This is a genomic window from Variovorax durovernensis (genome assembly GCF_977011995.1).
In genome coordinates, this window is sequence record NZ_CDRNCW010000001.1 from 4,910,749 (window position 1) to 4,934,154 (window position 23,406).

Annotated in this window: 20 protein-coding genes; 12 read left to right on the top strand and 8 right to left on the bottom strand. The window is 66.6% G+C overall.

All coding sequences use genetic code 11. The features are described from left to right. Nucleotides 1–6: 6 nt before the first annotated feature. From ACWV14_RS23330 to ACWV14_RS23350, 5 genes are read right to left on the bottom strand one after another with little or no spacing between them, the layout of a single operon-like run. Nucleotides 7–456, bottom strand: coding sequence for an N-acetyltransferase family protein (locus tag ACWV14_RS23330; protein ID WP_454903923.1), 450 nt, complete (start codon nt 454–456; stop codon nt 7–9). Further along, on the bottom strand, nt 453–1,019 hold the full coding sequence (locus tag ACWV14_RS23335; protein ID WP_454903925.1) for a phosphonate degradation HD-domain oxygenase: 567 nt from the start codon (nt 1,017–1,019) through the stop codon (nt 453–455). The genes ACWV14_RS23330 and ACWV14_RS23335 overlap by 4 nt, the downstream gene beginning before the upstream one ends. Before the next feature lie 6 nt (nt 1,020–1,025). Beyond that, nucleotides 1,026–2,474, bottom strand: coding sequence for a phosphonoacetaldehyde dehydrogenase (gene phnY, locus ACWV14_RS23340; RefSeq protein WP_454903926.1), 1,449 nt, complete (start codon nt 2,472–2,474; stop codon nt 1,026–1,028). A 27-nt stretch (nt 2,475–2,501) separates the two neighbouring features. Then, nucleotides 2,502–3,728 (bottom strand): phosphonoacetate hydrolase, encoded by a 1,227-nt coding sequence (gene phnA, locus ACWV14_RS23345; RefSeq protein WP_454903928.1) that lies wholly within the window; start codon nt 3,726–3,728, stop codon nt 2,502–2,504. Between the two features lies 1 nt (nt 3,729). Then, a complete protein-coding gene (locus tag ACWV14_RS23350; RefSeq protein WP_454903929.1) occupies nt 3,730–4,458 on the bottom strand; it encodes a phosphonate utilization associated transcriptional regulator in 729 nt (242 codons plus the stop codon). Nucleotides 4,459–4,616: 158 nt separating this feature from the next. Here ACWV14_RS23350 and ACWV14_RS23355 point away from each other — a divergent pair, with 158 nt between their 5' ends. The 5 genes from ACWV14_RS23355 (at nt 4,617) to ACWV14_RS23375 (ending at nt 11,354) form a co-directional block, all read left to right on the top strand. After that, the gene (locus ACWV14_RS23355) at nt 4,617–5,657 is read left to right on the top strand and encodes a putative 2-aminoethylphosphonate ABC transporter substrate-binding protein (RefSeq protein ID WP_422087655.1); all 1,041 of its coding nucleotides are present in this window, start codon (nt 4,617–4,619) and stop codon (nt 5,655–5,657) included. Between the two features lie 110 nt (nt 5,658–5,767). Continuing rightward, a complete protein-coding gene (locus ACWV14_RS23360) occupies nt 5,768–6,904 on the top strand; it encodes a putative 2-aminoethylphosphonate ABC transporter ATP-binding protein (protein ID WP_454903931.1) in 1,137 nt (378 codons plus the stop codon). After that, the gene (locus ACWV14_RS23365; protein ID WP_454903932.1) at nt 6,901–8,634 is read left to right on the top strand and encodes a putative 2-aminoethylphosphonate ABC transporter permease subunit; all 1,734 of its coding nucleotides are present in this window, start codon (nt 6,901–6,903) and stop codon (nt 8,632–8,634) included. The genes ACWV14_RS23360 and ACWV14_RS23365 overlap by 4 nt, the downstream gene beginning before the upstream one ends. 47 nt (nt 8,635–8,681) lie before the next feature. Further along, nucleotides 8,682–9,812, top strand: coding sequence for a 2-aminoethylphosphonate--pyruvate transaminase (locus tag ACWV14_RS23370; RefSeq protein ID WP_454903934.1), 1,131 nt, complete (start codon nt 8,682–8,684; stop codon nt 9,810–9,812). 93 nt (nt 9,813–9,905) lie between these two features. After that, the gene (locus ACWV14_RS23375) at nt 9,906–11,354 is read left to right on the top strand and encodes an MFS transporter (protein WP_454903936.1); all 1,449 of its coding nucleotides are present in this window, start codon (nt 9,906–9,908) and stop codon (nt 11,352–11,354) included. 117 nt (nt 11,355–11,471) lie between these two features. Here the strand turns inward: ACWV14_RS23375 and ACWV14_RS23380 are convergent, their stop codons facing one another. Then, nucleotides 11,472–12,758 carry an SUMF1/EgtB/PvdO family nonheme iron enzyme gene (locus ACWV14_RS23380; protein ID WP_454903937.1) on the bottom strand — a complete coding sequence of 429 codons (1,287 nt, stop codon included), beginning with the start codon at nt 12,756–12,758 and terminating at the stop codon, nt 11,472–11,474. Between the two features lie 162 nt (nt 12,759–12,920). Between ACWV14_RS23380 and ACWV14_RS23385 the strand changes: the two genes are divergently transcribed. After that, nucleotides 12,921–13,547: a TRAP transporter small permease subunit gene (locus tag ACWV14_RS23385; RefSeq protein WP_454903939.1), complete on the top strand. Its 627-nt coding sequence runs from the start codon at nt 12,921–12,923 to the stop codon at nt 13,545–13,547. A gap of 19 nt (nt 13,548–13,566) precedes the next feature. Further along, nucleotides 13,567–15,402 (top strand): TRAP transporter large permease, encoded by a 1,836-nt coding sequence (locus tag ACWV14_RS23390; RefSeq protein ID WP_454903941.1) that lies wholly within the window; start codon nt 13,567–13,569, stop codon nt 15,400–15,402. A 69-nt stretch (nt 15,403–15,471) separates the two neighbouring features. On the opposite strand, the gene ACWV14_RS23395 is transcribed toward ACWV14_RS23390, so the two are convergent. Next, nucleotides 15,472–16,554 (bottom strand): TRAP transporter substrate-binding protein, encoded by a 1,083-nt coding sequence (locus ACWV14_RS23395; protein WP_081266844.1) that lies wholly within the window; start codon nt 16,552–16,554, stop codon nt 15,472–15,474. Between the two features lie 220 nt (nt 16,555–16,774). Here ACWV14_RS23395 and ACWV14_RS23400 point away from each other — a divergent pair, with 220 nt between their 5' ends. The 5 genes from ACWV14_RS23400 (at nt 16,775) to ACWV14_RS23420 (ending at nt 21,398) form a co-directional block, all read left to right on the top strand. Continuing rightward, the gene (locus ACWV14_RS23400; protein WP_454903943.1) at nt 16,775–17,929 is read left to right on the top strand and encodes an ABC transporter substrate-binding protein; all 1,155 of its coding nucleotides are present in this window, start codon (nt 16,775–16,777) and stop codon (nt 17,927–17,929) included. 129 nt (nt 17,930–18,058) lie between these two features. Continuing rightward, on the top strand, nt 18,059–18,940 hold the full coding sequence (locus ACWV14_RS23405) for a branched-chain amino acid ABC transporter permease (RefSeq protein ID WP_422087664.1): 882 nt from the start codon (nt 18,059–18,061) through the stop codon (nt 18,938–18,940). Between the two features lies 1 nt (nt 18,941). Next, on the top strand, nt 18,942–19,805 hold the full coding sequence (locus ACWV14_RS23410; protein ID WP_454903945.1) for a branched-chain amino acid ABC transporter permease: 864 nt from the start codon (nt 18,942–18,944) through the stop codon (nt 19,803–19,805). A 61-nt stretch (nt 19,806–19,866) separates the two neighbouring features. Next, nucleotides 19,867–20,670 carry an ABC transporter ATP-binding protein gene (locus ACWV14_RS23415; RefSeq protein WP_454903947.1) on the top strand — a complete coding sequence of 268 codons (804 nt, stop codon included), beginning with the start codon at nt 19,867–19,869 and terminating at the stop codon, nt 20,668–20,670. Continuing rightward, the gene (locus ACWV14_RS23420) at nt 20,667–21,398 is read left to right on the top strand and encodes an ABC transporter ATP-binding protein (RefSeq protein WP_454903949.1); all 732 of its coding nucleotides are present in this window, start codon (nt 20,667–20,669) and stop codon (nt 21,396–21,398) included. The genes ACWV14_RS23415 and ACWV14_RS23420 overlap by 4 nt, the downstream gene beginning before the upstream one ends. A 139-nt stretch (nt 21,399–21,537) precedes the next feature. Here ACWV14_RS23420 and dxs read toward each other — a convergent pair whose 3' ends face one another. After that, nucleotides 21,538–23,391, bottom strand: coding sequence for a 1-deoxy-D-xylulose-5-phosphate synthase (gene dxs, locus ACWV14_RS23425; RefSeq protein ID WP_422087668.1), 1,854 nt, complete (start codon nt 23,389–23,391; stop codon nt 21,538–21,540). Between the last annotated feature and the right edge of the window lie 15 nt (nt 23,392–23,406).

Genomic DNA, 23,406 nt, shown 5'->3' on the forward strand with positions numbered 1-23,406 from the left:
GTTTTTTCAGGGCTTGCGCCGCATCTCGTAGGAAAACTCGGACTCGCGCTCGACGACGAACCCGAAGCGCTCATAGAGCGATTTCGCCGGATTCGCCTTCAGCACGCTGAGCGTGAGGTCGACGCCGGCGCTTGCAGCCTGGTCGATGACTTCGGCCAGCAGACCGGTGCCGATGCCGCCACCCTGGCAGACGGGCGCCAGCTGGACCTGTATGACGACCCATTCATGCGGATCGCGCGACACCTTGAGCAGGCCGACCGGCATCCCCTCGTGCAGCAGGACCTCGGCGCACTCGAAGCGATACATCAGCCGCTCCATGTGATGCGCGTCGCTGACCTCGCCCCCGGAGGCAATGACATGGCCGTTCATCGTCTGCTGCCGCAGCGCGAGCAGAAAGGGAATGTCCTGCGTGGTGGCCTGGCGTCTGGCCAGGGCGACCGATGGCACGGCGCTCATGCCGGTGCCGTGGCAACGGGCTTGGACGCGATCGCCAGGTGACGCGCGTAGTACGCCAGGTCTGGCGTCTTCACATCGGCGCACTTGGCCGTGTCGTCCCATCGCCGAAGGCGGACCGCATCCATTGCATACGGCAGGGCCTCGAAAGCGCTGGCCTGCGCGGAGTCGAACACGCCGCCCTGCAGCTGCAGGCTGCGTTTCGAATCGGGCGAGAGCGCTTCGAGATAGCCGGGCTCCCTGGCGCAGAGGAAGCGCTTGGCATCCACATGCAGGCGGATCGGCTCCAGCGTCGCCGGGCCGAACAGCGCACGAAGAAACGGCAGGCAGCGGTACTGGTGCAGGTCGTCCAGGCCCTGCTGCGTCGGCGTGCCGCCGAAGTCGTGCAGCAGATGGCCCAGGTCATGCAGCAGCGAGGCGGCGATCAGCTCGCTGCCGGCGCCCGCCTGCTCGGCCAGGTGCGCCGACTGCAGCGCATGCTCCAGTTGCGTGACCGGCTCGCCGTCGTACTGCGCGCCGCCCTTGGTTTCGAACAGGCCGACGATGTCGGGAATGCTCAGGCTCATCGTTGTCTACCAGGGCAGCGAATAGGTCTTGCAGTTGGTGAAGCTCTTCATGGCCTCGAGCACGCCTTCCTTGTAGCCCAGGCCCGAGTCCTTGATGCCGCCGAAGGGCGTGAGCTCCAGCCGGTAGCCCGGCACCTCGCGCACATTGACACTGCCCACGTTCAGCTCGCGGATGAAGCGCGTGATGTAGTCCATGCGGTTGGTGCACACCGCCGACGACAGGCCATAGGCCGTGCCGTTGGAGATGCGGATCGCTTCTTCGATGCTCTTGAAGCGGATCACCGGCGACACCGGCCCGAAGGTCTCGTGCCTGGCAACGGTCATCTGCGGGTCCACATGGTCGAGCACCGTCGGCGAATACAGCGCTCCGCGGCGCTCGTTGCCGTACAGCAGCCTCGCCCCCGCCTTGATGGCCTCGTTGACCACCGACTCGAACTGGATTGCCGCCGCCTCGTCGATCACCGTGCCCATGTCCGTGGCCGGGTCCATCGGGTCGCCGTACTTCAAGGCCTTCGTCTTGGCCACCAGCAGCTCGACGAACCGGTCCGCCACCGACTCGTGCACCAGCATGCGCTTGATCGCCGTGCAGCGCTGGCCGGAGTTCTTGTACGAACCACTGGCCGCCAGCGTCGCGGCCTCCTCGACATCGGCATCCTCCATCACGATGATCGGATCGTTGCCGCCCAGCTCCAGGATCTGGCGCTTGTAGACCGCCTTGCCCGCGATGTACTTGCCGATGGGCACGCCCCCCGTGAAGGTGACCAGATCGACATCGGCATTGGTCAGCAGCTCGTCGGCAATCTCGGCCGGATCGCCGGTAATGACCGACAGCATCTGCGGCGGCAGGCCCGCCTCGTACAGGATGTCGGCCAGCAGGAAGGCGGTGAGCGGCGTCTTCTCGCTGGGCTTGAGCACGATGCGGTTGTTGGTGGCAATGGCCGGCGCCACCTTGTGGATCACCTGGTTCAGCGGATGGTTGAACGGGGTGATGGCGGTGATGGCGCCCTGCAGCGGCTCGCGCAGCGTGTAGACCTTGCGGCTCTTGCCATGGTGCGTGAGGTCGCACGAGAACACCTGGCCGTCGTCCACCAGGGCCTGGTTGGCGGCGAACAGCAGCACGTCGGAGGCGCGGCCCACTTCGTACAGCGAGTCCTTGCGGCACAGGCCCGACTCCATGGTGATGACGCGCGAGATCTCGTCCAGGCGCGAGGCGATGATCTCGCCCGCGCGCATCAGGATCTTGTAGCGCTCGTAGCGCGTGAGGGTGGGCTTGTAGTCGCGCGCGACGCGCAGGGCATGGCGCACGTCGTCCAGCGTGGCCTTGGGCACGGTGGCGATGACTTCGCCGGTGTAGGGGTAGGTGACCTCGATGGTGCGGTCGCGGTGCACGCGTTCGCCGGCAATGCGCAGGGCCTCGCGGTGGATGGTGCCTGGCTTCAGGATGGCTTGGCTCATGGGGAAGTGCTCCGGAAGTCGTTGTCGTTACTGGGCGTGGTTCAGCGCGATGTCCAGCGCGTCGAAGTTGCGCAGCCGGCGCCCGGCGGCAATGCCCGTGACCGGGCGGTTGCAGATCAGCGGCACGCGCTGCTCCGAGACGCCGCCGTGCGAGCGCAGCGGCACTTCGAGCGCCGACAGGTCATGCCGGCTGGCCGAGGTGCCGATGACGGTGTTCTGCTCGCTGACGACCACGATGTCGCCGATGCGATCAGGCGGCAGCTCAAAGCGCGCGGCGGCGTCCTTGCGCGAGAGCACCGACTCCATGCCGGGCACCTGCCGGATGCGTTCGATCCAGCCGGGTACGCTGGCTTCGTCGGGTGCATACACGGTGGCGAAGGAGCCGAGGGCGCCGTGGTGGACCACGTACGGGTCGGTGATCGGCAGGATGACCCGTGCGGTTCCAGCGCCGTACCAGCCGTCGAGCACGTCCTGCAGGTAGATGACGTTGGGCGATCCGTCGGCGCCGTGCTTGTCGTTCATGCCGTGGTCGGCGGTGACGACGATGGTGGCGCCCAGTGCGTCGAGCTGCGCGAGGTAGCCGTCCATCATGGCGTAGAAGGCGTTGGCGGCGGGGCTGCCGGGGGCGGCCTTGTGCTGCACGTAGTCGGTGGTCGACAGGTACATGAGGTCGGGGCGGCGCGACTCCATCAGCTTGACGCCGGCGGCGAAGACGAACTCCGACAGTTCGGCGCTGTAGACCGAGGGCACGGGCATGCCGACCATGTCGAGCACGTTGTCGATGCCGTTCTCCTCCATCGTGACCTGGTCGGACTTCTCGGAGGAAAAGCAGATGCCCTTCATGCGGTGGCCCAAGAGCTTGCGCAGCTTGTCCTTGGCGGTGACCACGGCGACCTTGGCGCCTGCGTCGGCAAAGGCCGCCAGCACGGTGCCCGCGCGCAGGTACTTGGGGTCGTTCATCATGACTTCCTGGCCGAGTTCGCGGTCGAAGAAGTAGTTGCCGCAGATGCCGTGCACCGCCGGGGGTGCGCCGGTCACGATGGACAGGTTGTTGGGGTTGGTGAACGAGGGCACCACGCAGTCGGCCAGCAGGTTGGCGCCGGACTTCCTCATGCGGTCGAAGTACGGGGCCACGCCCGCGGCGATGGCTGCGTCCAGGTACGCCGGCTCGCAGCCGTCGACACACACGACCACGACGGGGCGCGACATCCAGCGATAGCTGCGGGCATTGACTTCGAGTGTCTCCGGTGTCATTTCAGACTTCCTTTTGGGGTGGGTTGTTCGGGGCTTCAATGGGAGCGGAATCGGCGCGGCCGAAGGCCTTGTGCATGCGTGCGCGGCTGCCGGCGACGTGCTTGCGCAGCGCCTGCCCCGCGATGTCGGGATTGCCGCTGGCAATGGCGTCGACGATGGCGCGGTGCTCGTCGGCCGAAACCCGCAGGCCGCCGCCGCTGTCGAGCGCGCGCATTCTGAAAAGGTGCAGTTCCTTGACCAGGCGCTTGTAGGTTTCGGTCAGCTTCTTGCTGCCTGCGGTGTCGAGCAGGATCTCGTGGAACTGCAGGTTGAGCTGCGCGTACTGCTCCACGTCCTGGGCCTGGGCTGCCGAACGCATCGCGTCGAGCATGGCGCGCAGGCGCTCGATGGCGTCGGGCTTGATGGCGAGCGCCACGCGCCGGCCGATGACTTCTTCCAGCGCCTCGCGCAGTTCGTAGATTTCGTCGGCTTCCTCGAATGCGATCTCGCGCACGAAGACGCCGCGGTTCTTTTCGTTGCGCACGAGGCCGGCCTCTTCCAGCGCACGCAGCGCTTCCCGGATGGGGCCGCGGCTGGTGTTGAAGCGCTGCGAAAGCTCGCTTTCGTTGATGCGGCTACCGACGGGAAGCTCGCCCGTCATGATCAAACGCTCGATTTCTTCCTGCATCAGCATCGGCAGCGAGCTGGACTGGAGGAATGCGAGGGCGGCGGAGTGATTGCTGGTGACCATGGGGCGTATTTTCCCGATGAATTGAAAACTGTCAACAATTTTTTATTGACAGTCTTCAATCACCAATCTACATTTTGCTCACCGGAGCTTGGTACACCAGTTGCCGGAGCCCGCCACTCACCTCTTCCAGTGACAGCAAGCCCTCTCAGGAGAAACAGATGACGATGAAACAAAGCACGCGCCGTCTCACGGCGGTTCTGTGTGCGGCGGCGCTAGGCCTTGCGGCCAGCGGCGCCGCATGGGCGCAAAAGACCTCGCTGCTGGTCTACACGGCGCTCGAAACCGACGCCATGAAGCTCTACAAGGACGCCTTCGAAAAAGCCAACCCCGACATCGAAGTGAAGTGGGTGCGCGACTCCACCGGCATCGTCACCGCCAAGCTGCTGGCCGAAAAAGCCAACCCGCAGGCCGACGTAGTGGCCGGCCTGGCCGCCAGCAGCCTCGCGCTGCTGCAGCAGGAAGGCATGCTCCTGCCATACGAGCCCAAGGGCTTCAAGGAGCTGAACCCGGCCTACTCCGACGCCGCGCGCCCGCCGGCCTGGGTGGGCATGGACGTGTGGGCGGCCACCATCTGCTTCAACCGCGTCGAGGCGAAGAAGCTGAACCTGCCCAAGCCGGAAACCTGGCAGGACCTGGCCAAGCCGGTCTACAAGGGCACGATCACCATGCCCCACCCGGCCTCCAGCGGCACGGGCTACCTCGACGTGTCGTCATGGCTGCAGAACATGGGCGACGCCGAGGGTTGGAAGTACATGGACGCGCTGCACCAGAACATCGCGCAGTACGTGCACTCGGGCTCCAAGCCCTGCAAGCAGGCCGGCGCCGGTGAGTTCCCCATCGGCATCTCGTTCGAGTTCCGCGCGCACCAGGTCAAGAAGTCGGGAGCTCCGGTCGACCTGATCTTCCCGAAGGAAGGCCTGGGCTGGGACATCGAGGCCACCAGCGTCATGAAGACGAGCAAGAAACTGGACCAGGCCAAGCGCTTCGCCGACTGGATGGCCAGCAAGGAGGCCAACCAGATCACCTCCACATGGTGGGCAGTGGTGGCCTACCCCGGCGTGGCCTCGAAGCTGGAAGGCATTCCGGACAACTACGAAAAGCTGCTGGCCAAGAACGACATCAACTGGGCTGCAAAGAACCGCGAACGCATCCTGGCCGAGTGGAGCAAGCGCTACGAAGGCAAGGCTGAACCGAAATAAGGCTCGCCCCCAGGCTGCGCGCACTTCGTGTCGCTTCGCCACCCCCTGCAGCCTTTCTCACAACCCGCGACGCCCATCCTTGAGGCGTGCGCCAACGACGAGTGCGAAAAATGGATATGACCGACACCAAGTTCATTGCCAGCCCGGTGCCTGCGAGCGCTCCCGCAGCGCTCGAGATCATCGGCGTGCGCAAGGACTTCGAATCCTTCAGTGCGCTGCGCGACGTGCACCTGCGGGTGAACCCGGGCGAGATGCTGTGCTTTCTCGGCCCCTCGGGCTGCGGCAAGACCACGCTGCTGCGCATCATCGCGGGGCTGGAGACGCAGACCTCCGGGCAGATCCTGCAGAACGGCAAGGACGTCTCGTGGCTGCCGCCCGACCGGCGCGACTACGGCATCGTTTTCCAGTCGTATGCGCTGTTTCCCAACCTGTCGATCGCAGAGAACATCGGCTACGGCCTGGTCAACAGCCGTGCCCGGCGCGGCGAGATCAAGGCCCGCGTCGAAGAGCTGCTGAAGCTGGTCGGCCTGCCGACCTCTGGCAACAAGTACCCGAGCCAGCTCTCCGGCGGGCAGCAGCAGCGCGTGGCGCTGGCGCGCGCCCTTGCCACGCGTCCCGGCCTGCTGCTGCTCGACGAGCCGCTGTCGGCGCTCGATGCGCTGGAGCGCATACGGCTGCGCGGCGAAATCCGCCGGCTGCAGAAGCAGGTCGGCATCACGACCATCATGGTCACGCACGACCAGGAAGAAGCGCTGTCGATGGCGGACCGCATCGTGGTCATGAACCACGGCGTGATCGAGCAGGTCGGCACGCCGATGGAAGTCTATGAGCAGCCGGCCACGCCCTTCGTTGCCGATTTCGTCGGCAAGGTCAACGTGCTGCGCGCGGTGGCGCTGGGCAACCAGCGCTTCAAGGTAGGCGACATGGAACTGCAGTGCGATGCCTGCGACGGCGCCTTCGAGCCCGGCGAAGCCATCAATCTCTACTTGCGCCCCGAAGACCGTGCGGTCGAGCACCTGAGTGACGACACGGCCAACCGCTTGCGGACGCTGGTCACCAAGGTCGAGTTCCTCGGCGGCCTCTGCATTGCCGAGGTCACGGCCGATGCGCTGCACGGACAGGCGCTCGGCCTGCACTTCTCGCTCAACCAGCTGCACGACCTGGACATCCGCGAAGGCAACACCATCGACATCGCGCTGCGAGCGAACCGCATCCGCGCCTTCTCCGCTCGCGCACCGAAGCCATGAACACGCTGGCCCGCCCTCTTCCCGCACTCGCTGCATTCAACGCACGCCCCGTCATGCGCTGGAGCCGCGACGAAACCATTGCCCGCGCGATCCTGCTCGTGGTGATGGTGATGCTGTTCGTGTTCCTGATCGCGCCGCTCCTGACCATCCTGGCGCATGCGGTGCAGGACAAGGAGGGCCGCTTCGTCGGCCTCACCCACTTCATCACCTACTTCCAGACGCCCAGCCTGCTGCGCGCGGCATGGAATTCGATCTGGGTGTCGGCAGCCGTGGTGATGATCTCGGTGCCCACCGCCTTCGTCTTCGCGTATGCGCTCACGCGCAGCCGCATGCCGACGCCGCTCAAGGCGGTGTTCCGCCTCATTGCGCTGATTCCGCTGCTGGCGCCCTCGCTGCTGTCGGCCATTTCCTTCGTGCAGTGGTTCGGCAACCAGGGCGCGCTCAAGTTCCTGCTGGGCGGCGTGTCGATCTACGGCGCGCCGGGGATCATCATGGCGGAGGTCTACAACACCTTTCCGCATGCGCTGATGATCCTGGTCACCGCGCTGTCGCTGGCCGACGGCCGGCTGTACGAGGCGGCCACCGCGCTGCGCACGCGGCCGTTCCGCCAGTTCATGACCATCACGCTGCCGTCCTGCAAGTACGGCCTGATCAGCCCGGCCACCGTGGTCTTCACCTACGTGGTGAGCGACTTCGGCGCACCCAAGGTGATCGGCGGCAACTTCAATGTGCTGTCGGTCGACGTGTTCAAGCAGGTGGTGGGGCAGCACAACTTCTCCATCGGAGCGGTGGTGGGCATGCTGCTGCTCGTTCCGTCGATCATTTCCTTCGTCATCGACTACGTGGTGCGGCGCAAGCTGAAGGCGCAGCTCACGGCCCGTTCGGTGCCCTACAGCCCCAAGCGCCGCAAGCTCGCCGATCCGCTGCTGACGCTGTTCTGCACGGTGGTGTGCGGCCTGCTGCTGGCCACCATCGGCATGGCGATCTACACCTCGCTGATCTCGCTGTGGCCTTATGACCTTTCGCTCACGCTGAAGCACTACCACTTCGTGCTGATCGAAAGCGACATGGCCAACGCGTACACCAACAGCCTGATCGTCGCCATGGCCACCGCCGTGGCCGGCTCGCTCATCGTGTTCGTGGGTGCCTACCTGATCGAGAAGACGCGCAACCTGGGCCTGATGCGCAAAGGCATGCACCTGATGGCGGTGTTGTCGATGGCGGTGCCCGGCCTGGTGCTCGGCCTGGGCTACGTGATGTTCTTCAACCATCCGGCCAACCCGCTGAACTTTCTCTACCAGACGATGGCGATCCTGATCATCTCGATGGTGGTGCACTACTACACGTCGAGCCACCTCACGGCCGTCACCGCGCTCAAGCAGATCGACAACGAGTTCGAGGCCGTGTCGGCCTCGCTCAAGGTGCCGTTCTTCAAGACCTTCCTGCGGGTGACGGTACCGGTGTGCCTGCCGGCCATCCTGGACATCGGGCGCTACTTCTTCGTGGTGTCGATGGCCAGCCTGTCTTGCGCCATCTTTCTCTACACGCCGGAGACCATACTGGCTTCGGTCGCGATCATGCATCTGGACGACGCCGGCGACATCGGCCCGGCCGCGGCGCTGGCCAGCCTGATCGTCGTCACCTCGACCATCGTGTGCATCGCCTATTCGCTGCTCACCCGCGTGCTGCTGTCGCGCACGCAGGCCTGGCGCAACCTGAGCCGCGGCTAAACCCACGACAACCCTTGCCCCCGTTCCCTTCCTTGCCTGGAGACACCATGAGTCAAGCCGACTACCCCATCCTGCTCACCCCCGGCCCCCTGACCACTTCGGACCGCACGCGCAATGCGATGCTGCGCGACTGGGGATCGTGGGACGCCGACTTCAACCAGATCACCGCGCGCATCCGCAAGGAAGTGTTGAAAATCGTGCACGGCACGGGCACGCATGAATGCGTTCCGCTTCAGGGCAGCGGTACCTTCTCGGTGGAAGCGGCCATCGGCACCGTGGTTCCGCGCGACGGCCATGTGCTGGTGCCGAGCAACGGCGCCTACTGCCAGCGCCTGGCCAAGATCTGCAAGGTGCTCGGGCGCAAGCTGAGCACCATCGACTACACGGAAGAAAAGCAGGTCTCGCCCGCGGACGTCGACCGCGCGCTCGCGGCCGACCCGAGCATCACCCATGTCGCGGTGGTGCATTGCGAGACCGGAGCCGGCGTGCTCAACCCGTTGCACGAGATCGCGATGGTCGTCGCGAAGCACGGCTGCGGGCTGATCATCGACGCCATGAGTTCCTTCGGCGCCATCGAGATCGATGCGCGCAAGACGCCCTTCGATGCAGTCGTAGCCGCTTCGGGCAAGTGCCTCGAAGGCGTGCCGGGCATGGGCTTCGTGGTCATCAAGCGCAGCACGCTCGAAAAATGCGAAGGCAACTGCCACTCCCTGAGCATGGACCTGTACGACCAGTGGGTGTACATGGAAAAGACCACGCAATGGCGCTTCACGCCGCCCACGCACGTGGTCGCGGCGCTCGACACCGCCATTGCGCAGTACATCGAAGAAGGCGGCCTGAAGGCGCGCGGCGCACGCTATGCGCGCAACTGCAAGGGGCTCATCGACGGGCTGGCCGCGCTGGGCTTCCGCAGCTTCCTCGACCCGGCCATCCAGGCGCCGATCATCATCACCTTCCACGCACCCGACGACGCCAACTACAACTTCAAGACCTTCTACCAGGAGGTCAAGAAGCGCGGCTACATCCTCTACCCCGGCAAGCTGACCCAGGTGGAGACCTTCCGCGTCGGCTGCATGGGGCACTTCGGCGAGGCCGGCATTCCGGGCGCGGTGGCGGCCATTGCCGACACGCTCGAGGCCATGGGCATCCGGCAGGTGTCGGTGCCAGTCGCGGCCTGAACGCCAGAGCCTGAACTTCGGAGCCGTTAGACCGGCGCATTGCAGCGCCGGTCCTACAACCGTGGAGGCTGTGCGCTTCACATAATTTCGCGCATGACGGCTCTGCGCAGCGACATCCCCGCCCGCCTGGACCGCCTGCCGTGGTCGCGCTGGCATTGGCGCGTGGTGATCGCGCTGGGCGTGGCCTGGGTGCTCGACGGCCTGGAGGTCACGCTGGTGGGCTCCATCGGCGCAGTGCTGGAGCGGCCCGACACGCTGGGCCTCACGGCGGGCGAGATCGGGCTGTCGGGCTCGGTGTACGTGGCGGGCGCGGTGATCGGCGCCCTGCTCTTCGGGCGGCTCACCGACCGGCTCGGGCGCAAGAAGCTCTTTCTTGTCACGCTGGTGGTCTACACGGTGGGCACGCTGGCCACGGCTTTTTCTCCCGACTTTGCTTTCTTCGCGCTCTGCCGCTTCGTTACCGGGCTGGGCATCGGCGGCGAGTACGCAGCCATCAACTCGGCCATCGACGAACTGATTCCGGCGCGCGTGCGCGGGCGCGTCAACCTCGCGATCAACGGCAGCTTCTGGATCGGCGCGGCGCTCGGCGCGGGGCTGAGCCTGGTGCTGCTCGACCCCCATGTGATCGGCCCGGTGTGGGGCTGGCGCGTGGGCTTCGCGCTGGGCGCGGTGCTGGCGGTGGCCATCCTGCTGGTGCGGCGCGACGTGCCCGAAAGCCCGCGCTGGCTCATTGCACACGGGCGCGCGGACGAAGCCAGGCGCATCGTCGAACAGATCGAGGCGGAGGTCTCGGCGCAGCACGGCACGCTGCCCGCGCCGCAAGGCCATGTGAACTACACCGATGCGCACCAGACCAGCCCGTCGATGCGCGAAGTGGCGCGCGTGCTGTTCAAGCGCTACCGGCAGCGCAGCGTGGTCGCGCTTGCGCTGATGGTGTCGCAGGCCTTCTTCTACAACGCGATCTTCTTCACCTACGCGCTGGTGCTCACGCGCTTCTACGGCGTGCCTGAAGCCAGCGTGGCGCTCTACATCTTTCCGTTCGCGCTAGGCAACGTGCTCGGCCCGCTGCTGCTGGGCCCGCTGTTCGACAGCGTGGGCCGGCGCAAGATGATCGCGCTGACCTATGTGCTCGCGGGCGTGGGCCTGGCGCTCACCGGCTGGGCCTTCATGATGGGCTGGCTCGATGCGCGCAGCCAGGCGCTGTGCTGGTCGGCGGTGTTCTTCCTGGCCTCGGCGGCAGCAAGCTCGGCCTACCTCACGGTGAGCGAGGTGTTCCCGCTGGAGATGCGCGCGATGGCCATCGCCATCTTCTACGCCGTCGGCATGGGCGCAGGCGGCTTCGTGGCGCCGGTGCTGTTCGGCCTGCTGATCGAGACCGGCAGCCGTGGCGCGGTGATGGTGGGCTACGGCATCGGCGCGGTGCTGGTCATCGTGGCGGGGCTGCTGGCCCTGCGCTATGCGGCGGACGCTGAACGCAAGCCGCTGGAAGAAGTGGCGCCGCCGCTGGCGGCAGACCCGGGCGTCGTTACTCGAAACGATTGAGACCACACCACCGCGTCCCGTCGTGAGCGCCGCGGAGCCGGCTTCGCCGGGCCGCAGGCGCTGCCCCCGGAAGGGGGTTGGCGAAGCGACACGAAGTGCGCGCAGCCTGGGGGCGAATCAAAGACTGCAGGTGCGGAAGCCGAAGAACCCGTCGTCGCGCTCCGGCAATGCGAAGCCGCGCCGCTTGGGCGAGCGCAGCCGCGCGCGTGTCGCGAACGACGCGCCGCGCAGCACGCGCGCACGTCCGAATGCCGCAGCGGGATCGAACTCGCCGCCCGCGCTCCACGGGTCGGCGCGGTAGCCGGGCCAGGGGTTCAGCGTGCCGGCGGTCCATTCGTGCACGTCGGCCCAGCGGAAGCCGCGCCGCGCGGCGGTATGTGCCGCGATCTCCCATTCGACCTCGGTCGCGACGCGGCGCCCGGCCCAGCGCGCCCAGGCATCGGCCTCCCACCAGCTCAGGTGCACCGCGCTGTGGTGGCCGGCGGCGCGCACCGTCGCGCCAAAGCGATGCTGCAGCACCGAGCCGCCGGAGCCGTGCCGCGCGGCGCCGATCTGCTCCACGTGGCGCGGCCCGCGCCGCCCTTCGATCTGGGCACCGAGCCAGCGCCAGCCTTCGCCGCGCCACAGCTCCTCGCGGTCGTAGCCGCCGTCGTCGACGAACTCGACGTACTGGTTCCAGGTGACGGGCTGGGCGTCGATCTCGAACTCCGGCACGTCGATGCGGTGCGTGGCGCGTTCCTGCGCAAAGGCAAAGCCGCTGTCGGGCACGCCCAGTTCCCAGCGGGTGGCCGGCAGCAGCAGCGGCTCGCGCGTGACGGCGATGGGCGCCTGCTCGACGCCCAGAGGCAGCCCCAGCGTCTGCGCCATTACCACGAACTGCTCGCCGCGCAGGTCTTCATGGAACAGCGCGAGCCGGTAGAAGTAAAGGCCGGCGTCGGTCTCGGCCGCGTGCTCCAGCAGCTCGAGCGTGCTCTCCAGCGTCTCGAGCAGGTAGGCCTTGGTCTGGGCGAGGTCGGGCAGCTCGGGCAACCAGCGCTGGTCGGGCGTGGCCTGCGCCGGGTTCCACCAACTGTCGGCGCCGGGCTCGATGGCCGCCAGCCGCGTGGGCCGCACCGGGCAATCGGCGCCGAAAGCGCGCTGGGTGTTGCGCCCGATCCACCATTCGGCAAACCAGCCGATGTGCCCGGCCAGCCAGATCGGCGGCACGACATCGGGCCCACGCGGCGTCGGCATGCCTTCGCCGAGCGCCTGCTCGAAGAGCGACAGCAGGTGCAGCGTGTGGTTGCGCGCGTCGATCAGCGCCAGGGAAAGCAGTTCCCGGCCGGCCCGGCTCATGTCGGGGGAATCGATCGATTGGGACGTCGCCACGGCCGGGGCCGGAGGGGGTCGCGGTGTCTGGGCCATGAAACATTATGGCCAAGCCACGCCTCCGGGTAGCCCCCAGAAGACACTTTCGATTACATCGATAGAATCCGCACCGCCTCACGCACCCGACCCGCTGGCACACAAGGCCAGTGCGTCGGGTGCGGTCGTATGTGGGGCATCCAATACAAAAATGGAGATGAAATGCAAGGCTTGCTCAAGCTTTCCCGGGCCATCGACTGGCTCAATGCCCAGGTGGGCAAATACGCGATCTGGCTGATCCTGGCCGCCACGGTGATCAGCGCCCTCAACGCGGTGGTGCGCAAGATATTCAACACCAGCTCCAACGCGTTTCTCGAAGTGCAGTGGTATCTGTTCGCCTGGTCGTTCCTTATCGCCGCCGGCTTCACGCTGCTGCACCGCGAGCATGTGCGCATCGACGTGATCAACAGCCGCCTGTCCAAGCGCAAGCAGGTGTGGATCGACATCATCGGCTTCGCATTCTTCCTGACGCCGCTGTGCCTGACGGTGCTCTACCTGTCGATGCCCGTGGTGATCCAGATGTACCAGTCGGGTGAAATGTCCGGCAACTCGGGCGGGCTGATCCGCTGGCCAGTGTGGGCGGCGCTGCCGGCCGGCTTCGTGCTGCTGATGCTGCAGGGCTGGTCCGAGCTGATCAAGCGCATCGCGTTCCTGCGCGGCGAAGGCCCCGACCCCATGGGCCGGCTGACCGACAAGACGGCCGAGGCCGAACTGATCGAAGCCCTGCGCCTGCAGGCCGAGAAAGACGCCGCCAAGGCCGGCACGGCCGCTCCAGGCCCGCAACACTGAACGGCCGAGCACAGACACCATGGAATTCATTGTTGCCAACTTCGCCCCGATCATGTTCGCGGGGCTGATCTGCTTCCTGCTGCTGGGCTATCCCGTCGCATTCAGCCTCGGGGCCTGCGGCCTGTTCTTCGGTCTCGTCGGCATCGAGCTCGGCGTGTTCCAGTCGTCGGTGATGGCCTGGCTGCCCCAGCGGCTGATCGGCATCATGGCCAACGACACACTGCTGGCGGTGCCCTTCTTCACGCTCATGGGGCTCATATTGGAGCGCAGCGGCATGGCCGAGGACCTGCTCGACACGGTCGGCCAGGTCTTCGGTCCGATGCGCGGCGGCCTGGCGCTGGCGGTGATCTTCGTCGGCGCGCTGCTGGCGGCCACCACCGGCGTGGTGGCGGCATCGGTCATCTCGATGGGCCTGATCTCGCTGCCGATCATGCTGCGCTACGGCTACGACCGGCGGCTGTCCAGCGGCGTGATTGCCGCATCGGGCACGCTGGCGCAGATCATCCCGCCCTCGCTGGTGCTGATCATCATGGCCGACCAGCTCGGCAAGAGCGTCGGCGACATGTACAAGGGCGCCTTCCTGCCCGGCTTCATGCTGATGGGCCTGTACGTGGTCTATGTCGTGTTCCTCGCGATCTTCAGGCCCGCGCAGGTGCCGGCGTTGCCGCCCGAGGCGCGCACCTTCCGCGAACCCAACGGCAGCGGCGGCTACACGTCGCTGGTGGCGCTCGCCGCGCTGTCGGCCGTGGTGGCGGTCTGGCTGGCGCGCAACATGGCGGCCGTGCACACCTGGTTCCAGGGCCAGGAAGTGACCTCGGTGGCCACCGACGAGAAGGTCGTGGTCGCCATGTGCGGCGGCGTGTTCGTGGCCCTGGTGATCGCGCTGATCAACAAGGGCCTGAAGCTCAACCTGCTGTCGCGGCTGGCCGAGCGCGTGACCTTCGTGCTCATTCCGCCGCTGCTGCTGATCTTCCTGGTGCTGGGCACGATCTTCCTGGGCGTTGCCACGCCCACCGAAGGCGGCGCGATGGGCGCCCTGGGCGCGCTGATCATGGCCTGGGTGCGCCGGCGCATGAGCCTCACGCTGCTGAAGCAGGCGCTGGCCTCGACCACCAAGCTGTCGAGCTTCGTGATGTTCATCCTGATCGGCGCCACGGTGTTCAGCCTGGTGTTCCAGGCCGCCGACGGCCCGATCTGGGTCGAGCACCTGCTGTCGTCCCTGCCCGGCGGCCCGGTGGGCTTCCTGATCGCGGTGAACGTGCTGGTGTTCTTCCTGGCGTTCTTCCTGGACTACTTCGAGCTGTCGTTCATCGTGGTGCCGCTGCTGGCGCCGGTGGCCCACAAGCTGGGCATCGACCTGATCTGGTTCGGCGTGCTGCTGGCGGTGAACATGCAGACCTCGTTCATGCACCCGCCCTTCGGCTTCGCGCTGTTCTTCCTGCGCTCGGTCGCACCCGACAAGCAGTACGTGGACCGCGTGACCCAGAAGGTCATGGAGCCGGTGACGACGATGCAGATCTACCGGGGTGCGATCCCGTTCGTGCTGATCCAGCTCACCATGGTGGGCGTGCTGATCGCGTTCCCGCAGATCGTGACGGGCGCGCTCGACAAAGAGGTCAAGGTCAACCTCGACGACATCGGTGCGCAGATGCGCGACAGCCTGAAGCCCGAGGACGGCGGACCGGCCGCCGACCCCTACGGCGGCCCCGAGGAGGCCACGCCGGGCGCCGAACCGCAGCCGGGCTCGGAGGGCGCCGCGCCGGCACCGGCCCCCGAGGCCCCGCCGGCCGAAAGCGGCGAGACCGACCCCATGAAAGCCATGCAGGACGCGCTCAAGCAGCAGCAGAAGCCCTGAGCAACCCCGCAAGTGAAAAGGCCGCCCCGTGCAAACGGGGCGGCCTTTTTCATGCGAGTCGCGTCGGGATCAGATCTTGACCGAGTTCATGTACTGGTTGAACGGGTACTCGGAGAAGCGGTTCCACAGGATCTGGTCGCGCTGGAAGGCGCGCATGTCCTGGTGGATCTTCTTGAACTCGGGCGACTTGGCTTCGTGCTCGGCGAAGACTTCCATCGAGGCCTTGAAGCCCGCGTCCATCACGGCCTTGGGGAACGGCTTGAGTTCGGTCTTGGCGGCCACGAGGCGCTTGAGCGCCACCGGGTTGTAGGCGTCGTACTTGGCGATCATGTCGCGCGCGGCGACCTTGGTGGCCGCGTCGAGGATGGCCTTGTTCTCGTCCGACAGCTTGGCGAAGGCCTTGTTGTTGATGAAGAACTCGAGGTCCGCGCCGCCTTCCCACCAGCCGGGGTAGTAGTAGTACGGAGCCACCTTGTTGAAGCCCAGCTTCTCGTCGTCGTAGGGGCCGACGAACTCGGCGGCGTCCAGCGTGCCCTTTTCGAGCGCCTGGTACACGTCGCCGGCGGGCATGTTCTGCGACACCACGCCCAGCTTGGCCATGGCCTCGCCGAACACGCCGCCGCCCATGCGCATCTTCAGGCCCTTGAGGTCGGCGACCGTCTTGATTTCCTTGCGGTACCAGCCGCCCATCTGCGTGCCGGTGTTGCCGGCGCTGGCCGTGCGGAAGTTGTATTGCGCGAAGAAGGCGTCGAGCAGCTTGCGGCCGTTGCCGTACTCTTTCCACGAGTCGGTCTGGCGCGCGGTCAGGCCGAAGGGCACTGCGCAGCTGAACGCGAAGATCGGATCCTTGCCGGTGAAGTAATAGGCGGCGGTCTGCGCCATTTCGAGCGTGTCGCCCTGCAGTGCGTCGACCACGCCGAATGCGGGCATCAATTCGCCGGCGGGGTGGACCGAGATTTCGAATTTGCCGCCGGACAGCGCCTTGACAGTCTTCGACAGCATTTCGGCGCTGCCGAAAATCGTGTCGAGCGAGCGCGGGAAGCTCGAGGCCAGACGCCAGCGGACTGCGGTCTGCGCATGAACGGCAGGCGCAATGCCAGCAGCCAAAACGCCGGCGATGCCGGCGTTTTTGATAAGGGAACGACGATCCATTGATAGCTCTCCGAGTTCTTGGAAAAAACAAAACGCGGCTTGTGACCGCGTTGGGACTTTTGTATAAGTCCGGGGGATTGTAAAAACGCGCTTACAGCCTCCGGCGGGGGTTTACCCTGCGCCCGGCGCCTTCCCCAATCGCGCACGAACTCGGTCTCGTGTAGACGAGGCATAAAATGTTATATCGCCTTACATACACCCCCGAAAACGGCATCAAGACATGAGACTCCCCAATTCCTTCAAGCCCGCATTGCTCGCGTTCGCCGCGGCCACCGCTTTCGGCGCGCAAGCCGCCGACATCAAGATCGGCGTCGCGGCCGCACTGTCGGGCGGTGCCGCGCAGTACGGCGCCGCCATCCGCAACGGCTTCCAGCTGGCCGCGGACGAAATCAACGCCGCCGGCGGCATCAACGGCGACAAGATCGTGCTGGCCGTCGAGGACGAGCAGGGCAAGAAGGAAGACGCGATCAACGTCTTCAAGAAGCTGATCTTCCAGGACAAGGTCCTGATGACCTTCGGCCCCACGCTGTCGAACTCGGCCCAGGCGGCCGACCCGATCGCCCAGGCCGCCAAGACGGTGGCCTTCGGCACCTCGAACACGGCCGACGGCATCACCTCGATCGGCGATTACGTGTTCCGCAACTCCGTGACCGAGGCCGACGTGCTGCCCGAGACCCTGCGCGTGGCCATCAAGCACGGCAACGTGAAGAAGGTCGCCGTGCTGTACGGCAATGACGACGTGTTCACCAAGAGCGGCTACGACAACTTCAAGAAGGCCCTGGAAGACCTGAAGCTGCCCGTGACCACGACCGAGACCTTCGCCAAGGGCGACGTCGACTTCAAGGCCCAGCTCACCAAGATCAAGGCCACCAACCCCGACGCCATCGTGCTGTCGGCCCTGCTGGCCGAAGGCGCGCCGATCATGGTGCAGGCCCGCCAGCTCGGCCTGAACGTGCCGGTCATCGGCGGCAACGGCATGAACTCGACCAAGATCTTCGATCTGGCCAAGGGCAGCTCGGACAACCTGTACGTCGGCAGCCCCTGGTCGGCCAGCAACGCCACGCCCGAGAACACCAAGTTCCAGAAGGCCTACAACGACAAGTTCAAGATGGCGCCCGACCAGTTCGCCGCGCAGGCCTACGACGGCCTGTACGTGGTGGCCCAGGCGCTCAAGGGCGTGAAGCTGTCGGGCAACCTGGCGGCCGACCGCACCGCCCTGCGCGACGCGCTGCCCAACGTGAAGTGGACCGGCGCCACCGGCGCCTTCGCCTTCGCACGCGCCAAGGACAAGGCCGGCAAGCCCGCCGGCTACGACGCGCAGCAGACGGCCATCGTGAGCGTCACGAAAGGCACCGCGTTCGTGATCGAGAAGTAAGCAAGCAGTCCCGGTGGCGGGCCGCGCGGCCCGCCATGCCTCCCGCATATGGCGCAGGACAGTCACTGCGCCGTTTTCTTTTTTGATTTGCCGCAACACGCCCGTGTCGCGGCCTGACGAAAGCCCATCGTGCTCGATCAGCAGCTTGTCAATGCCTTGTCGCTGGGGTGCGTCTACGCACTCTTCGCGCTCGGCTTCACACTCATCTTCGGCGTGCTCGGCGTCATCAACCTCTCGCACGGCGCGGTGTTCATGGTCGGCGCGTATGCCGCGGCCGAATTCATGCGCGTGTCGGGCATGCCGCTGTGGGTCGGCCTGCCGTTCGCCTTCGCGTTCTGCGGCGTCATGGGGTTCCTGATCGACGTGCTGGTGCTCAAACCGCTGCGCAAGCGCAACGCACCCCACCTGATTCCGATGATCGCCACCATCGGCGTGGCCATCATCCTGAACAACGGCATCCAGGGCATCTTCGGCGCGGAGAACCTGCGCTTCCCGCCCGGCACCATTCCCGACGACGCGCTGGTGTTCGCCGGCATCCATGTCACCGTGCTCGAACTGGGCATCGTGCTCGCATCGTTCGTGCTGATGGGCGTGCTGATGCTGTCGCTGCAGCGCACGCAACTGGGCCGCGCGCTGCGCGCCATCGCAGAGTCACCCAAGGCGGCTTACCTGGTGGGCGTGAACGTCGAAGGCCTGTTCTTCCTGACCTCCTTCGTGGCCGCCGGCCTGGGCGGCGTGGCGGGCGTGCTGATCGGCCTGTACTCGAACGCGCTCTTCCCGCTGATGGGCCAGCCGATGCTCGAGAAGGGCATCGCGGTGATCATCCTGGGCGGCATGGGCGACATCCGCGGCGCGCTGCTGGGCGGCCTGTTCCTCGGTTTCGCCGAGGTGCTGTCGGTGGCCTACGTGGGCTCCAACATGCGCGACGCGGTGGCCTTCGGCCTGCTGTTCCTCGTGCTGCTGGTTCGTCCCAAGGGCCTCTTTGGTTCGCTGAAGGAGCGCAAGGTCTGACATGGAAGCCCTCGACAATTTCTGGTCGGTCTACAGCAACCTGGTGCTCTCGCTGGGCATCAACGGGCTGCTGGCACTCTCGATCTGGCTCACCCTCGCCTGCGGCATGCTGGCGCTGGCCAATGCCGCATTCATGGGCATCGGCGCTTACACCGCGTCAATCCTCACGCTGAACTACGGCGCGCCGTTCCCGGTGGCCATTGCCGCGGGCATGGCCGCGCCGGCGCTGGTCGCCTTCATCATCGGCAAGCCGACGCTGCGGCTGTCGGGCGTGTACCTGGCCATGGCCACGCTGGCCTTCGGCGAGGTGGTGCGCATCGCCATCCTGAACGCCGAGTCGCTCACGGGCGGCGCGCTGGGCCTGAACGGCATTCCGCAATCCACCGAGTGGTGGCACGTGGCGCTGGCGCTGGTGCTCGTGCTGCTGGTGCTGTGGCGCATCCGCCGCTCCAAGGTCGGCCGCGCCTTCGAGGCCATCAAGGAAGACGAAACCGCCGCCGGCCTGATGGGCATCGACGTGGCGGGCCACAAGATGCTGGCGTTCGTGCTGGGCGGCGCCATTGCCGGCTTGGCGGGCACGCTGAACGCGCACCTGACCTTCTTCATCGGCCCGGCCGAGTACGGCTTCAACCGCGCGGTCGACATCCTGACGATGGCCATTCTTGGTGGCATCGGCAGCCTCACCGGCCCGGTGCTGGGCGGCACCATCCTCACGCTGCTGCCGGAAACGCTGCGCGGCCTGGGCGCGTTCCGCCTCGTGGTCAACGGCTTCATCCTGGTGCTGATCGTGCTGTTCCTGCCCAAGGGCATCTGGGACCCGACGCGCATCCGCCAGTGGTTCGGACGCAAGGGGAGCGCGGCATGAGCGCCGCGCCGGGCCGCCCCAAGCAAGCTCGCACCGCAATGCGAAGCACGGAGGTATTCAAATGAGCGACAACACGCTTTTGACACTGAAGAACGTGTCGCGCCACTTCGGCGGGCTCAAGGTCCTGCAGGACGTGAACCTGGACATTCCCAAGGGCGGCATCTTCGGGCTCATCGGCCCGAACGGCGCGGGCAAGACGACGGTGTTCAACCTCATCACCGGCCTGCTGCCCACCACCAGCGGCACGATCCACTTCCAGGGCCAGGACCTGGCGGGCCGCAAGCCCTTCCAGATCACGCGTGGCGGCATCGCACGCACCTTCCAGAACATCCGCATCTTCAAGGAGATGTCGCTGCTGGAGAACGTCACGGTCGGCATGGACGCCAAGCTGCGCTACGGCCCGCTGGGCCTGCTGGCGGGCACGGGCCTGTTCCGCAGCGAGGAAAAGCGCGCCCGCGACCGCGCGCGCGAACTGCTGAGCTGGGTCAAGCTCGACCACAAGGCCAACGACGTGGCCGACAACCTCTCGTACGGCGACCAGCGCAAGCTGGAGCTGGCGCGCGCGCTGGCCACCGAGCCCACGCTGCTGCTGCTCGACGAGCCGGTGGCCGGCATGAACAGCACCGAGAAAAGCGAGCTGATGGTCGAGATCGAGAACATCGCGGCGCGCGGCTTCACGGTCTTCATGATCGAGCACGACATGCGCTTCGTGATGGGGCTGTGCCAGCAGATCGCGGTGCTGAACTTCGGCCGCATCATCGCGCGCGGCGGGCCCGAGCAGATCCGCAACGACCCGCAGGTGATCGAGGCCTACCTCGGCCGCGAGGACGACGAAGCCACGAACGACCAGGAGGCCGCCGCATGAGCGCCGCAACGAGCAACCCCTTGCTGCAGGTGCAGGACCTGAAGGTGAACTTCGGCCATGTGCAGGCGGTGAAGGGCATCGACTTCGAACTGCACGAAGGGCAGATCACCACGCTGGTCGGCGCCAACGGCGCGGGCAAGTCGACCACGCTGCTGGCGCTGTCGGGCCTCGTCAAGAAGACGAGCGGACGCGTGCTGTTCGCGGGCCAGGACATCACGGCGCTGTCGCCCCACAAGATCGTGGCCGGCGGCGTGGTGCAGGTGGCCGAAGGCCGCGCCACGCTGACCACCCTCACGGTGCGCGACAACCTGGAACTGGGGGGCTACACGCGCCGCGACGGTGCGGCCGCGCGCGCAGCCGACCTGGAACGCATCTACACCCTGTTCCCGGTGCTGAAGGACCGGGCCGATGGCCTGGCCGGCAACCTCTCGGGCGGCGAGCAGCAGATGCTGGCCATCGGCCGCGCCCTGATGGCCAAGCCGCGCGTGCTGCTGCTGGACGAGCCCTCGATGGGCCTGGCGCCGATCATCGTGCAGGACATCTTCCGCACGCTGCGCGAGATCAACAAGCAGGGGCTGACGATCTTCCTGGTGGAGCAGAACGTGCGCCAGGCGCTGAAGATTGCGGACCGGGCTTATGTGATCGAGACGGGCAGCATCGTGCTGTCGGGCACCGGGCGGGAGCTGCTGGGCAACCCGAAGGTGCAGGACGCGTACCTGGGGAGCTGACGGGTCTTTGGTATTCCTCCCTCCCCCGCTGGGGGAGGGTCGGGGTGGGGGCACGGCGGCCTTCGAACCGCAGCGGCCTCTCCAGCGCCGCTTGCCCCCATCCCAGCCTTCCCCCAGCGGGGGAAGGAGCGAATCCGGGTCAGGCGCGGCCGAAGCGGTCCGCGATGGACTTCTCGATACCCGCCGCATCGAGCCCGATGCCGGCCAGCAGCTTCGCCGGATCGCCGTGCTCCACGAACTGGTCGGGCAAGCCCAGCTGCAGCACCGGCTTCTGCACGTTGGCAGCCTGCAGCGCCTCGAGCACCGCGCTGCCGGCGCCGCCCATGATGGCGCCCTCTTCCAGCGTCACGATGGCATCGTGCGTGCGCGCGACCTGCAGCAGCAGTTCGACATCCAGCGGCTTGGCCCAGCGCATGTTGACCACCGTCGCATCGAGCGACTCGGCCGCCGTCAGCGCCGGATACAACAGCGTGCCGAAAGCGAGGATCGCAATGCGCTTGCCCTCGCGGCGGATCTCGCCCTTGCCCAGGGGCAGCGCGTCGAGCGTGAGATGCGGCGCCACGCCGGCACCCGAGCCGCGCGGATAGCGCACCGCCACCGGATGGCTCTGCTCGTAGGCGCTGGTCAGAAGCTGGCGGCACTCGCGCTCGTCGGCTGGGCACGCGATGCTCATGTTCGGGATGCAGCGCAGGAACGGAATGTCGTAGGCGCCCGCGTGCGTGGCACCGTCGGCCCCCACCAGGCCCGCGCGGTCGAGCGCGAACACCACCGGCAGGTTCTGAATCGCCACGTCGTGGATCAGCTGGTCGTAGGCGCGCTGCAGGAAGGTCGAGTAGATCGCGACCACCGGCTTCAGCCCTTCGCAGGCCAAGCCGGCAGCGAAGGTCACGGCGTGCTGCTCGGCGATGCCGACGTCGTAGTAGCGGCCGGGAAAGCGCTTCTCGAACTCCACGAGCCCCGAGCCTTCGCGCATCGCGGGCGTGATGCCCACGAGGCGGCCGTCGGCCGCGGCCGTGTCGCACAGCCACTGGCCGAACACCTGCGTGAAGGTCTGCTTGGCCGCGGCGGTGGACTTGACCAGCCCCACCTGCGGATCGAACTTGCCGGGGCCGTGGTAGGCCACCGGGTCGGCCTCGGCCAGCTTGTAGCCCTGCCCCTTCCTGGTGACCACGTGCAGGAACTGCGGGCCCTCGAGGTGCTTGAGGTTCTCGAGCGTGGGTACCAGCGAATCGAGATCGTGGCCGTCGATCGGGCCGACGTAGTTGAAGCCGAACTGCTCGAACAGCGTGGCCGGCACGACCATGCCCTTGGCATGCTGCTCCAGCCGCTTGGCCAGCTCGAACAGCGGCGGCGCATTGCGCAGCACGCTCTTGCCCACGCTCTTGGCGGCGGCGTAGAAATTGCCGCTCATCAGCTGCGCGAGGTAGCGGTTGAGCGCGCCCACCGGCGGGCTGATCGACATGTCGTTGTCGTTCAGGATCACGAGCAGCTTGCAGTCGCACACGCCCGCGTTGTTCAGCGCCTCGAACGCCATGCCGGCGGTGAGCGCGCCGTCGCCGATGATGGCCACGGTGTGGCGATCCTCGCCCTTCTGCTTGGCGGCCATGGCCATGCCCAGCGCCGCCGAGATGCTGGTCGACGAGTGGGCGGTGCCGAAGGTGTCGTACTCGCTCTCGCTGCGCTGCGGGAAGCCCGAGATGCCGCCGATCTGCCTCAGCGTGGGCATGCGCTCGCGCCGGCCCGTGAGGATCTTGTGCGGGTAGGTCTGGTGGCCCACGTCCCACACCAGCCGGTCGTGCGGCGTGTTGAACACGTGGTGCAGCGCGACCGTCAGCTCGACCGTGCCGAGGTTCGAGCTCAGGTGGCCGCCGGTGCGCGAGACGTTGTCGAGCACGCAGGCGCGCACCTCGTCGGACAGCTGGCGCAGTTGCGCCCGGTCGTACTTGCGGATCGGCGCGGGGTCGTGGAGTGTGGGAAGCAGCGGAGCAGCCATGGGGGAGGTTTGTTC